This window comes from Saccharopolyspora sp. NFXS83, assembly GCF_026241095.1.
In the GTDB taxonomy this organism is placed as follows: Bacteria; Actinomycetota; Actinomycetes; order Mycobacteriales; family Pseudonocardiaceae; genus Saccharopolyspora_C.
This window is the reverse complement of the sequence record NZ_JAPFGB010000051.1, coordinates 1-13,236: the sequence shown is the minus strand read 5'-3', so window position 1 is coordinate 13,236 and position 13,236 is coordinate 1. Positions and strand designations below refer to the sequence as shown.

At 71.3% G+C, this 13,236-nt stretch carries 9 protein-coding genes; 5 read left to right on the top strand and 4 right to left on the bottom strand.

The genetic code is table 11. The features are described from left to right. Positions 1-315: 315 nt before the first annotated feature. From groL to OOZ19_RS29720, 4 genes are all read right to left on the bottom strand, one after another. A complete protein-coding gene (gene groL / locus OOZ19_RS29735) occupies positions 316-1,953 on the bottom strand; it encodes a chaperonin GroEL (RefSeq protein ID WP_266093493.1) in 1,638 nt (545 codons plus the stop codon). Positions 1,954-2,254: 301 nt separating this feature from the next. Next, the gene (locus tag OOZ19_RS29730) at positions 2,255-3,553 is read right to left on the bottom strand and encodes a serine/threonine-protein kinase (protein ID WP_266093492.1); all 1,299 of its coding nucleotides are present in this window, start codon (positions 3,551-3,553) and stop codon (positions 2,255-2,257) included. Positions 3,554-3,686: 133 nt separating this feature from the next. Further along, positions 3,687-3,890: a cold-shock protein gene (locus OOZ19_RS29725; protein WP_184483357.1), complete on the bottom strand. Its 204-nt coding sequence runs from the start codon at positions 3,888-3,890 to the stop codon at positions 3,687-3,689. 283 nt (positions 3,891-4,173) lie between these two features. Further along, on the bottom strand, positions 4,174-4,842 hold the full coding sequence (locus OOZ19_RS29720) for a TIGR00266 family protein (RefSeq protein WP_266093491.1): 669 nt from the start codon (positions 4,840-4,842) through the stop codon (positions 4,174-4,176). A gap of 99 nt (positions 4,843-4,941) precedes the next feature. On the opposite strand from OOZ19_RS29720, the gene moeA reads away from it, so the two are divergent. The 5 genes from moeA to OOZ19_RS29695 all read left to right on the top strand — a co-directional run bounded on the left by moeA (position 4,942) and on the right by OOZ19_RS29695 (position 13,145). Beyond that, the gene (gene moeA / locus OOZ19_RS29715) at positions 4,942-6,186 is read left to right on the top strand and encodes a molybdopterin molybdotransferase MoeA (protein WP_266093490.1); all 1,245 of its coding nucleotides are present in this window, start codon (positions 4,942-4,944) and stop codon (positions 6,184-6,186) included. A 103-nt stretch (positions 6,187-6,289) separates the two neighbouring features. Then, positions 6,290-8,251: a M48 family metallopeptidase gene (locus OOZ19_RS29710; RefSeq protein WP_266093489.1), complete on the top strand. Its 1,962-nt coding sequence runs from the start codon at positions 6,290-6,292 to the stop codon at positions 8,249-8,251. 723 nt (positions 8,252-8,974) lie between these two features. Continuing rightward, a complete protein-coding gene (locus OOZ19_RS29705) occupies positions 8,975-9,712 on the top strand; it encodes a phosphatidylserine decarboxylase (protein ID WP_266093488.1) in 738 nt (245 codons plus the stop codon). Continuing rightward, positions 9,709-10,644 (top strand): CDP-diacylglycerol--serine O-phosphatidyltransferase, encoded by a 936-nt coding sequence (gene pssA, locus OOZ19_RS29700; RefSeq protein ID WP_266093487.1) that lies wholly within the window; start codon positions 9,709-9,711, stop codon positions 10,642-10,644. The genes OOZ19_RS29705 and pssA overlap by 4 nt, the downstream gene beginning before the upstream one ends. Positions 10,645-10,931: 287 nt before the next feature. Continuing rightward, on the top strand, positions 10,932-13,145 hold the full coding sequence (locus tag OOZ19_RS29695; RefSeq protein ID WP_266093486.1) for an AAA family ATPase: 2,214 nt from the start codon (positions 10,932-10,934) through the stop codon (positions 13,143-13,145). Positions 13,146-13,236: the final 91 nt, after the last annotated feature.

The window sequence follows — 13,236 nt, the reverse complement described above, 5'->3', positions numbered from 1 at the left end:
CTTCCTCGCGAGGACAGCATTTTTCCTCGTGGCGGAGCCACTTGGAAAAATGATCCCGCAGCGAGGAAGCCGCTGAGATTCCGCCACCCGGGCACCCAAGAAAAACGAGCCGTGGAAGCACTCAGTAAAGAAGACCTTCCACCGCACCACACCAACCACACACCCAACCCGGGGAAGGCCCTAAACCCCGACGCCCCACGCCAAGCCGAACTCAGCTCCAAAACCACCCCCGAACACGAAGAAGGGCCGCCCCCGCAGGACCGGCCCTTCTTCGTGCGATAGCTGGGATTCAAGAATCCCGGGTATCGGCATGGGTCACATCATGCCGCCCATGCCACCCATCGGGTCGCCACCGCCGGCGCCCGCGCCAGCGGACTCCTTCTCCGGCTTGTCCGCGACCACGGCTTCGGTGGTCAGGAACAGCGCGGCGATCGACGCGGCGTTCTGCAGCGCCGAGCGGGTGACCTTGGTCGGGTCCGGCACACCGGCGGCCAGCAGGTCCTCGTACTCGCCGGTCGCGGCGTTGAGGCCGTGTCCGATGGGCAGGCCCTTGACCTTCTCCGCCACGACGCCGCCTTCGAGACCGGCGTTGATCGCGATCTGCTTCAGCGGAGCCTCGACGGCCAGCTTGACGCTGTTGGCACCGGTCGCTTCGTCGCCCTCGAGCTTGAGGCCCTCGAACGCGGACACGGCGGCCTGCAGCAGGGCCACGCCGCCACCGGCGACGACACCCTCCTCGACGGCGGCCTTGGCGTTGCGGACCGCGTCTTCGATGCGGTGCTTGCGCTCCTTGAGCTCGACCTCGGTCGCCGCGCCGGCCTTGATGACGGCCACGCCGCCGGCCAGCTTGGCCAGCCGCTCCTGCAGCTTCTCGCGGTCGTAGTCGGAGTCCGAGCGGTCGATCTCGGCGCGGATCTCGTTGACCCGGCCGGCGATCTGCTCGTCGTCGCCCGCACCTTCGACGATGGTGGTCTCGTCCTTGGTGACGACGACCTTGCGGGCCTGACCCAGCAGCGGCAGGTCGGCGGTCTCCAGCTTGAGGCCGACCTCTTCGCTGATGACCTGGCCACCGGTCAGGATCGCCATGTCCTGCAGCATCGCCTTGCGGCGGTCGCCGAAGCCGGGGGCCTTGACCGCGACGGACTTGAAGGTGCCGCGGATCTTGTTGACCACCAGGGTGGACAGCGCTTCGCCCTCGACGTCCTCGGAGATGATCAGCAGCGGCTTGTTGGCCTGCATGACCTTCTCGAGCAGCGGGAGCAGGTCCTTGATGTTGGAGACCTTGGAGCTCAGCAGCAGGATGTAGGGGTCGTCCAGCGACGCCTCCATCCGCTCGGTGTCGGTGACGAAGTAAGGCGAGATGTAGCCCTTGTCGAAGCGCATGCCCTCGGTGAGCTCAAGTTCGAGCCCGAAGGTGTTGCTCTCCTCGACGGTGATGACGCCTTCCTTGCCGACCTTGTCCATCGCCTCGGCGATGAGCTCGCCGATCTGACGGTCACCGGCCGAGATCGCCGCGGTGGAGGCGATCTGGTCCTTGGTCTCGATTTCCTTGGCGCTCTTGAGCAGCTGCTCGGCGATCGCCTCGGTGGCCTTCTCGATGCCCCGCTTGAGGGCGATCGGGCTGGCACCGGCGGCGACGTTGCGCAGACCCTCGCGCACCAGCGCCTGGGCCAGCACGGTGGCGGTCGTCGTGCCGTCACCGGCGACGTCGTCGGTCTTCTTCGCCACTTCCTTGACGAGCTCGGCCCCGATCTTCTCCCAGGGGTCCTCGAGCTCGATCTCCTTGGCGATGGAGACGCCGTCGTTGGTGATGGTCGGCGCGCCCCACTTTTTCTCGAGCACGACGTTGCGGCCCCTCGGCCCGAGCGTCACCTTGACGGCGTCGGCGAGGGTGTTCATGCCGCGCTCAAGACCACGGCGGGCTTCCTCGTCGAACGCGATCATCTTGGCCATTGCGGTGTGGTCCTCCACCTATCTGGACGCCACGAAAGGCAGGTACACCCCGTGGCAGGACTCTGTGCTCGGCCAGGCTCGGTGCCCGCGACGGACGACCGGTCACGCGAAGCCGTCGTGTGGCGACGCGCGGACGGCCTCACCGTCCCGACCTGGCACTCAACTGCGCTGAGTGCCAGATCCAGGTTTAGCACTCCCGCACGGCGAGTGCAAGCCGCTGATGTCGGACACGGCCCCGGCCAGCCGCTTTTCCCCCGTTCGAGCCGTGGGCGGGCCATCCATCGCGTGGCCAACGCCATGCTCACTCGGTGACGGTCGGGACCTCGGTGGGCAGCCTGCCCGGATCGTAGGACGACGAGTTCTCCGCGGAGCGCGGGGCGCCGCCGGAACCGCCGGAGCCGCCGCCGACCGAGGACGCCATCGAGATGAACACGATCACGACCACGATCGCGGCGATCGCGATCAGCAGCGGCACGAGCCACTTCACCGAGCCGCCGCCCTTGTTCGTGGCGAACGAGGAGGACTGCGCGGGCATCGGCGGGCGCAGCCGCACCGGATCGCCGCCCGGACCGGACGGCGGGCGCTGCGGCTGCTGGTACTGCGGCCCGTACGGGCTCGGCGGGCGAGGCCCCTGCTGCGGCGAGGGCGGCGCCTGCTGCGGGCCGGTGCCCGGGTTCGGCGACGGGGCGGGCTGCTGAGCGGGCTGGGCGAACTGCGGACCGGACGGCGGGCCGACGGCCGGCATCGTCTTCTTCGTCGGCGCGCCCGGAGGCGCGTTCAACGCGGCCTTCGCCGCCGCCATCAGCTCCTTGCAGGTGTCGTAGCGCTGGTCGGGCTTCTTCGACATGCCCTTGCGCAGCACCTCGTCCAGCCCGACCGGCAGCGACATCAGCGACAGCGCCGACGGCGGCGCGGCGCTCAGGTGCCCCTGGATGACCTCCTGCACCTGCCCCTGGAAGGGCGGGCGGCCGGTGAGGCAGGCGAACAACATGCAGCACAGCGCGTACAGGTCGGTGCGGCCGTCGACGGGTTCGCCGCGCAGGTGCTCCGGCGCCGCGTAGGTCGGGGAGCCGAGGAAGTCGCCGGAGCTGGTGCGGTGGCCGGTGGCGCCGCGCCGGGTGAGCCCGAAGTCCGCGAGGTACACGTGCTCGTTGGAGGACTCCCGCGAGGTCACCAGCACGTTCGCCGGCTTGAGGTCGAGGTGCACGAGACCGCGCTCGTGCAGCATGTCGAGCGCCTCGGCGACCTGGCTGAGCAGCTCCAGCGCGCGCGGCGGCGAGATCGGGCCGTCCTTGATCAGGCTGGCCAGGTCGGATCCGTCGACCAGCCGCATCGCGATGTAGAGCATCCCGTCGACCTCGCCGAAGTCGTACAGCGGCACGATGTTCGCGTGGTCGATGGCCGAGGTGTTGCGGGCTTCGTCGACGAATCGCTCGCGGAACTCGGCGTCACCGGTGATGTGCTCACCCATGATCTTGAGCGCGACCTTGCGGCCCAGCCGGGTATCGGTGGCGCGGTACATCACGCTCATACCGCCGCGGCCGAGGACTCCGTCGATCTTGTAGTGGCCGAGGCGGCGCCCGGTGAGGTCTTCCGACACGCGAAGCAGCCTAACGCCCCGCGATCACCTCCGTCTTCGGGTTCCACCAGTCCGATCTCGCATCGATGCGGACTCGACCCGGAACGACCAGTGGCCCGCCCCTCGAACGGGGCGGGCCACTGGGCAACGAGCTTCAGACCTTGCGGACGCCGTCAGCTTGGCTTCGGCCGTCGCGCCCCGCCTTCACTTCGAATTCGACCCGGTCACCTTCGGCGAGGGTGCGGAAACCGGACATGTTGATCGCGGAGTAGTGCACGAACACATCTGAACCACCATCGGTGGCGATGAAGCCGTACCCCTTCTCCGAGTTGAACCATTTGACCGTGCCGACCGCCACGGCGTCCTCCTCATTGAAATATGATGCACGGCGCCCCGATAAAGCGCCGATGGAGCACGGATGACGCTACCGGAGCCGGACCGATTCGTCCGCTGTTGACCATTGCGACTTTTCCGCTAAATACTGCTCCAAAAGAGTGCATTTCCTCGCGACTGCGAGTAGTGGACCGCTTTCCACTACCCCGAATTGGGGAGTGGAAAATCCTGGAATATTCCACGCATTTCGGGTTTCGAAAACGGCCGCCCGCTTTCACCGCACCATGCCGAACGCGCGAATGCGGCGGTCAGGAACGCGGCGAACCCAACCCCTGCGACTGCAGCCAGGTCACCATCGAACGCGGATCCCGCGTCTGCACCAGCACCTGCCCCGGGCCGGCGAAGTCGAACACCAAGCCCTCACCGGTCTTCAGCGACTGCGCCACCCCGTGGCCCAGTTGCCGCAGCCGCGTCTGCACGGTCTCGCCGTAGGCCACCACGTGCCCGGTGTCGACGGTGAGGAACTCCCCCGGCTGCAACGTCATCACGTCCAGCGCGCCGTAGCAGGCCAGCACCACCGGGCCCTGCCCGCTGACGTGGCGCAGGAATCCGCGCTCCCCGCCGAAGAGGTTCTTGAACCCGGCCCACTGGTCGTCGAGCTGCACCCCGGCCGCCGAGGCCAGCCACGCCGCGCCCACCACGCACCAGCCGTGCCCGTCGAGCTCCAGCACGTGCAAATCGCCCGGCAACGCGGGGGCGACGTCGACCCAGCCACCCTGCTGGCCCGCGGTGCACGTGGCCCCACCGGAAGAATTGCTCCTGGTCAGCGACTTGAGCAGGCCACCGCCGCGGGCTTCCACCGAGACCCCGTAGCTGGTGGCCAGCATCGAACCGGTGGCGATCCGGGCGGGCTCCCCGGGGGCGAGCAGCAACCTGGCCACCCCGAACGTCGGCGTGTGCCGGTTCCGTACCTGCACAGCAGCTCCCCTCCACCGCCCCGCTCACACGATCGCTGGCAGTCTGCCACGCGCACCGGGGCGACTTTCCGCACGCCGGTGGCGACAGCCCGGTACCCGATGACCGATGATCGTGCGGTGCCCCACGCAACTGGACCTTCCGGCCTGACCCCGGTGCGCGAGCACCAGGCTCGGGTCGCGACGCTGCTGCCCCCGGCGCCCGTGGAATCCCGGCCGCTCACCGACTGCCTCGGGCTGGCACTGGCCGAGGACCTGGTCGCGGCGATCCCGCTGCCGCCGTTCGACAACTCGGCGATGGACGGCTACGCGGTGCGGTCCGTCGACATCACCGAGGCGAGCCCGCAGCACCCGGTGCCGCTGCCGGTGAGCGAAGACCTGCCCGCGGGCAGGCTGGACAGCCCACCGCTGCTGCCCGGCACCGCGCACCGGATCATGACCGGCGCCCAGGTGCCGTCCGGGGCGGACGCGGTCGTGCCGGTGGAGCGCACCGACGGCGGCACCGCCGAAGTGCTGGTGCATGCCTCCGCGCAGCCGGGCGCGCACGTGCGGCGCGCCGGGGAGGACGTGCAGGTTGGCACGGCGGTGCTGGCGGCGGGCGCCTCGCTCGGCCCGACCCAGCTGGGCATCGCCGCCGCCGTCGGAGCCGCGCGGCTGCCGGTGCGCAGGCCGATCCGGGTGCTCGTGCTCTCGACCGGATCGGAGCTCGTGGAGCCCGGTTCTCCGCTGCGGACCGGGCAGATCTACGAGTCCAACGGCCTGATGCTGGCCGCCGCGGCCCGGGACGCGGGCGGGAAACCGGAGCTGCTGCGCTTCGTGCCCGACGACGTGGACTCGTTCCACGCCGCGCTCGCGCCGCACCTGGAGACCACCGACCTGATCATCACGTCCGGCGGGGTCAGCGCCGGGGCCTACGAAGTGGTCAAGGACGCGCTGTCGGGCAACGGCGTCGAGTTCACCAAGGTCGCGATGCAACCCGGCATGCCGCAGGGCGCCGGGCACTACCGCGGCGGCCCCGCCGTGGTGACGCTGCCGGGCAACCCGGTGAGCGCGATGGTGTCGTTCGAGATCTTCGTGCGGCCCGCGCTGCGGCGGGCCGCGGGGCACCGCGACGCCGAACGCCCCACCCGGAAGGCGACGCTGACCCGTCCGCTGGAGATCCCGGCGGGCAAGCGGCAGTACCGCAGGGCGCTGTTCGACGAGGCCGACGGGACGGTGACCCCGCACGGCGGCCCCGGTTCGCACCTGCTGTCCGCCATGGCCACGGCGAACTGCCTGCTGGAGATACCGGAGGAGACCACGGAACTGCCAGCCGGTTCCACTGTGGACGTACTTCTGATGGATTGACGTCCGGCTGTTTTCCGCTAAGACTGCCAGCGCACTTCCGGTGTTCCCGCTCACGGCGCCGGATCGCGGGCAAATCGACCCCTCACTCAGGAGTTTCAACACCGTGCGTGGCCCCTGGCGCGCCGCCCTGGCGCTGGCGTTGCACATCGGCTTCTTCGCCGTCCCCGCCTGCTTGGTACTGGGACTGCTGGCGATAGCGGCGTACACCGTTCGTCTCGACTTCGGCGGCGGCATGCGCGCCGGACTCGCCGCGGTCCTGGTGGCCGCGTTGATCGGCATCGGCCTGCGGACGGTGCTGCGCAGACGAGAACGTCCGCGCGGCGTGGAGCTGACCCGCTCCGCGCAGCCGAAGGTGTGGAAGATGATCGACTCGATCGCGTCGGGGTCGGGCGCCGCCTCCCCTGACGACGTGCGGGTGACCTCGCAGCCCACCGCCCGGCTGCGGGAGGACACCGCGCTGCTCGGCCTGAAGGTCCGGTCCCGGCACCTGGAGGTCGGCTTACCCCTGATCGCCGGGTTGTCCACCAGCGAACTGCGCGCCGTCACCGCCCGCGAGCTGGGCCGCACCGTCGGAGCCAGCAAGCTGGTCGTGCTGGCCGACCGGGTCGACACCAGCGTGCGGCGCACCGCGAACGGGCTCACCGGCGGCCCGGCGAAGTGGCTGTTCACCGGCTACGCCCGCGCCTACTCGGCAGTGGCCTCCGGTGTCGGCGACGAGCTGTGGTTCGGCGCGGACACCATCGCGGTGAAGGCCGCGGGCAAGCGCGCCGCGGTCACCTCGCTGCGCAAGATGAAGGCGGTCGAGCTCGGCTGGCGCGACTACGCCGAGCAGTACCTGAGCATGGCCACCAAGGTCGAGCACACCCCCGACCTGCTGCTGGGGTTCCGGGCGTTCATGGACCACCCGGAGCGCAAGCCGCAGCTCGCGGAGCGGGTCAAGCAGGCCCTCGCCGAGGAGCGCGACGTGCGCCCGTCCACGCGGGACCGCGTGGAGGCGATGAAGCGGCTGCGCGGCGGCGATCGGGAACCCGAGGAGCACCCGGCGTTCGCGCTGCTGCGGGAACCGCGCAAGAGCGTGCCGGAGCTGGAGAACAAGCTGTTGATCGACGGGCTCGGCCCGCGGCTGCCGTGGCCGGACCTGGCCCGCAAGGCGGGGGCCGCGGAGGTCGCCCGGCAGGCCGGGCTGCTGAGCTCCGCGGTGGCGCAGAGCGGGCTGGAGTGCCCGCCCGCGATCGGTGGCGTGCTCGCCGCCATCCACCGCGGCGAGGGCCCGGACCTGATCAACCCGGTGCTGAACCCGGGGTTGAACCCGGACCGGGTGGACGAGGCCGTGGTGGACACGCTGACGGAGCTGCTCGGCGGTGCCGTGGTGGACGCGCTGGTGTGCGCGGGCCGGGCGCAGCACGAGCTGGACTGGGCGGGCGACTCGGTGGTGCGGCTCAGCGGCGGCAGGCCCCTGGACCCGGATCGGCTGGTGCGGCCCGCGGTGGCGGATCCGCGGCTCGTCCCCGGCCTGCACCGGGCGCTGGTGGATCTGGGCGTGCCGTTGCAGCACGCCAGGGAACCCGCCGCGGAACCGGAGCCGTCGGTGTCGGGGATCGTCAGCCCGGTGCAGTACGCGGGCGAGCGCTACGACCTGCTGGTGACCGACCGGGGCCTGGTGTTCCTGCCCAGCTCGGCGAGCACGGCGCGGCGGCTGCTCGCCGGAGCGTCGGCGCGGGTGCGGCAGTCGGAGCTCGACGAGCTCGACGAGCTGCTGGTGGCCCCGGTGGAGCGACTGCGGAGCCGGGAGGAAGCGCAGTGGGTGGACAGCCGGGACGTGGCGGCGACGACGCTCACCCAGGAGCGGTCCGGCTGGTCGTTGAAGCTGGAGCTGTACCTGGACGACGCCTCGTCCTCGACGGTCCGCTCGGACGCGGTCGAGCAGGGCGAGGACGACGTGGCCGTGCTGGTCGTGGGCAGCACCGCGGACACCGATGAGCGCGGCGACCCCTACGGCGGTCTGGGCGAGCTGATGGGCGCTCGGATGCGGATCGACGACCACCGGGAGCCCTCGGACGAGTGAGGGATGCGGCAGCAAAGATGTCACTCTGGGTTACAAATCTCGACCCCAATGTCCTCCAATAGCGGCTACGTAGTTCGTGTGAGCTCAATTACACTGGAAACTGCGTAACAACCTGTCGATCGACTCCGTCTCACTAGACGTCAGCCCCCTCTCACCAGGGAGGGAGCGGACACCGGGCTCCGTGTGCCGTCGGGGGGTGCACGGGCCCACATCGGGGACCGTTTGGCGCCAACGGGGAGGCGCCTTGCGGTTGGTGCCGGGGTGGCACCGGCGCTTCGGGGGCGCCGGGCCACCCCGGCACTTCTACGTCCACCCTCGCTCACCTGCGACTGAGCCCTCCTGCCCGGCGACCACCGAGTCCGCCGCCCACCGCGACGCGAGTCCGCCGCGGGCATCCGCAGAGCGACCCGCCGCCCACCGGAGGCCCGTCGCGAGCAGCCCTCCGAGGCGCCCGCGGGCCGCATCACCCGTTCAGAGCAGGCATTGCGGCCCGGAACGATCCCCACCGCGCATCGTGAAGTCCGCGACATGACAGGCTCCGCACCTGCCCGCGACGCCGCGGGCGGCCAAGGACATCGTCAGCACCGCGAGGCGAACCACCGATGATCGACTCCGCCCCCTGGCGCAGCCGCCGAGGGCACGTCGGCGATGCTGTACCGACACGGCCGCAGCGCAGCAGACGCGCCGCGGTAACGACCTCCGACGCAGGGGTGTAGCAGCTCGATGAGCACCCAGATAGAACCAGGCACGTCCCCCGCCAGCGGCAACCCGCTCGCGCACCTCGCCAAGCTGGCCCGCGACACCGTGCCCCCGATGCACCCGGCGGGAAGGCCGTTCGTGCTCGGGGCCGCCGTCGCCACCCTGCTGCTGCGCCGCGCGTGGCGCCCCGCGGGCGTGCTCGGCGGCATCGCCACCGCGTGGTGCGCGTGGTTCTTCCGCGAACCGCAGCGCGTCACCCCGGCCCGCGACGGCATCGCCGTCGCCCCCGCCGACGGCACCGTCGCGCACGTGGAATCCGCCACCCCGCCACCCGAACTCGGGCTCGGCGACCGGGCCATGACCAGGGTCAGCGTGTTCCTCACCGTCTTCGACGTGCACGTGCAGCGGCTCCCCGCCAGCGGCGAGATCGTCCAGGCCGCCTACCGGCCCGGCAAGTTCCTCTCCGCCGACCTGGACAAGGCCAGCGAGGACAACGAGCGCAACTCGCTGCTGCTGCGCACCGATGCCGGCCACGAGCTCGCCGTGGTGCAGATCGCCGGGCTGGTGGCCCGCCGCATCGTGTGCTCCGTCGGCGACGGGGACCGGGCCGACGCCGGGCGCACCTACGGGCTGATCCGCTTCGGCTCCCGCGTGGACCTGTACGTGCCGGCGGGCAGCCGGATCCTCGTGGAACCCGGCCAGCGCACCGTCGGCGGCGAGACCGTGCTCGCCGAGCTCCCCACCGGTGGCGAGCGGGCATGAACGGCGCGCGCCTCGCCCCGCCCGGCATCCGCCTGCTGCCCAACGCCATCACCGTGCTGGCGATGTGCGCCGGGCTCTCCGCGGTGCAGTTCGCGCTGAACCACCAGCTCACCGGGGCCATCGCGGCCGTCGCCGTGGCCGCCGTGCTGGACGGGCTGGACGGCCGCATCGCGCGGCTGCTCGACGCCTCCACCCGGATGGGCGCGGAGCTCGACTCGCTGTCCGACGCGATGTCGTTCGGCGTGGCACCGGCGTTGACGCTCTACGCGTGGCAGCTGCAGGACAACCGGGCGGGCTGGATCGCGGCGCTGATCTTCGCGGTGTGCATGATCCTGCGGCTGGCGCGGTTCAACACGCTGCTCGACGACACCGAGCAGCCCGCGTTCAGCAAGGAGTTCTTCGTCGGCGTCCCCGCGCCCGCCGCCGGACTGCTGGCGCTGCTGCCGCTCGTGCTCACCGCGCACTTCGGTTACGCGGGCTGGTGGGCGCAGCAGCCCGTGGTGATGGTGTGGATGGTGGCGGTGGCCGCCCTGGCCGTGAGCCGGGTGCCCACGCTGTCGCTGAAGACCGTGAAGGTCCCCGCGAGGCTGATGGCGCCGCTGCTGGTGCTGGTGGCCCTGCTGGCCGCCGGGATCATCATGTTCCCGCTGATCTCGCTGGCCGTGGCGCTGCTGGTGTACCTGATCCACATCCCGTACGCCGTGTACCGGCACCGCTGGCTCGTCCGGCACCCGGAGGCGTGGGCGGCGGCGCCCCGGGAACGGCGCGCCATCCGCAGGCGCACCCAGCGCCGCCTGGGCCTGCGCCCGCCGCACCCCCGGCGCGCGCTCGCGGGCGCGCGGCAGCGGATGCGCCGCGGACGCAACCGAGGCCCCGACGGCCCCCGCCTGAGCTGGCGCCGACTCGGACTGCGCCGCGATCGTTCGCGGTGAGTTCCGGGCTCGTTCTGCTTTGGTGGTCAGTGGCGGAACCTCAGCTGCCTTCTCGCTGCGGGATCAATTTTTTCGAGTGGCTCCGGTGCTGCCCTCGCGAGAAGACAGCTGAGAACCCGCGGGTGGGCGAGTTCTCGACGTGGGCCATGCGCTGACGCGCGAGCACGGCTTCGCCGCACAGCACGGCCTTCAGCCGCGAGGCAGGCGTGGCTTCGCCCGGCCTCGTGGCTCGCCGCTGAAGGGTTGCTGCGGCTCCGGCTAGGGTCGGTGGGGTCCCGTCCCTGACGTTGAACGTTCGCTTGTCGCCGACCGCCGCCGACACCCGTCGTGGTGTGGTGCGGCTGCATCCGGAAGTGCTCGATGCGCTGGGGTTGCGGCCGTGGGATGCGGTGGCGCTCACCGGCGCGCGGGTGACGGTGGCGTTGGCCGCCGCCGCGGATCGCAGCGGGCCGGCGGGCGTGGTGCTCGTCGATGACGTGGCCCTGACGAACCTGGGGTTGGGTGAAGGAGCCGAGGTCGGCGTCGCTCCCGTGCGGGCGACCCCCGCTCGGCGGGTGACGGTGGCCGGTTCCCGGCTCGCCACCGCCACGGCTCCGCCGGAGGTGATCAGGCTGGCGTTGACCGGCAAGGTCTTCCGGCCGGGCGACACGGTGTCGCTGCTGCCGCAGGACCTCGCCCCGTCGACGGCGGCCAACGCCGGGCAGGTCCGCAGCAGGCTCTCCGCGTCGATCGGCATGACCTGGACCAACGAGCTGATCACCATCGCCGCCACCGATCCGGACGGGCCCGTCACCGTGCAACCGTCCACTGTGGTCAGTTGGCGCGGCGCTCCGGAACCCGCCCTGAGCGCGCCCGCCGAACCCGCCGAACCCGGGGAAACCGGCTCCGCGGCACCTCCCGCGGCGGCACCCGACGAACCCGTGGTCCCCCTCAGCGATCTCGCCGGGTCGCGCGACACCGCGAACCGGCTCGCCGAATGGCTCCGGTTGTCGTTCGAGCAACCGGAACTGCTGCACCGGCTCGGAGCCACCCCCCGGCTCGGCGTGCTCGTCAGCGGCCCGTCCGGCGTCGGCAAGGCCACCCTGGTGCGCTCGGTGACGGCCTCGGTGTCGGCAGAGCTCGTCGAAGTCACCGCACCCAGCATCGCCGCCCTCGAATCCCGCGGCGCCGCCCGGCGCCTCCAGGAGTCCCTGAACCGCGCGACGGAGATCGCCGCGAGCGGGCGGAACTGCGTGCTGCTGCTCACCGATGCGGACAGCCTGCTGCCCGCCTCCGAACCGCCGCCGCTGGCGACCGTCGCGCTCGACGCGCTCACCGCCGCCATGAGCGCCGAACGAGTCGCCATCGTGGTCACCAGCGCGCAACCCCAATCCGTCGACCCCCGGCTGCGCGAACCCGGCCGAATCGACCGGGAACTGACCATCGCACTCCCCGACTCGGCGACCCGCGTGGAGCTGCTGCGCGTGCTGCTGCGCAACGCACCGCTGGCCGCCGACGTGGAACTCGGCGAACTCGCCGAGCGGACACCGGGCTTCGCGGCGGCCGACCTGGTGGCGCTGTGCCGGGAATCCGCCGTGCGCGCCGCGCTGCGCCACCGCGACGGCGCGGCCGAACCCGCCATCGCCCAGCACGACCTCGTCGCGGCGCTGTCCTCCGTGCGCCCCATCTCAATGTCCACTTCGGACGATCTGCAGACCGGCGGGCTCACCCTGGACGACGTGGGCAACATGGTCGACGTCAAGCAGTCGCTCACCGAGACGGTGCTGTGGCCGCTGCGCTACCCGGACTCGTTCACCCGGCTCGGCGTGGAACCGCCGCGCGGCGTGCTGCTGTACGGCCCGCCAGGCTGCGGCAAGACATTCCTGATCCGGGCGCTCGCGGGCAGCGGGCGGCTCAACGTGCTGTCCGTCAAAGGCGCCGAACTGATGGACAAGTTCGTCGGCGAATCCGAGCGGGCCGTGCGCGAACTGTTCCTGCGCGCCGCCAACGCCGCGCCCGCGCTGATCTTCCTCGACGAGGTGGATGCGCTGGCACCACGACGCGGCCAGTCCAGCGACTCCGGCGTGGGCGACCGCGTGGTGGCGGCGCTGCTCACCGAACTCGACGGCGTGGAGCCGATGCGGGACGTGGTGGTGCTCGGCGCGACGAACCGCCCCGAACTGATCGACCCGGCGCTGCTGCGCCCCGGCAGGCTGGAACGCCGGGTGTACGTCCCGCCACCGGACGAGCACGCGCGGGCGGAGATCCTGCGCTCCGCGGCGAAGAACACCCCGCTCGCGTCCGACGTGGACCTGGCAGCGGTGGCCGCGGACCTGGACGGCTACTCGGCCGCCGACTGCGCGGCCCTGATCCGCGAAGCCGCGCTCACCGCGATGCGGGAATCCCTGGACGCCGCCGAGGTTTCGGCGACGCACCTGGCCACCGCCCGCCGAGCAGTCCGCCCCTCCCTGGACCAGGCCCAACTCACAGCCTTGCAGTCCTACGCTGAATCACGTCGATGATGTTTCCGAGCCGGTCGTTCTGCTTGGGTGGTCGTTCAGCGGAACCTCAGCGTCCTTCTCGCTGCGGGATCTTTTTCCCAAGTGGCTCCGC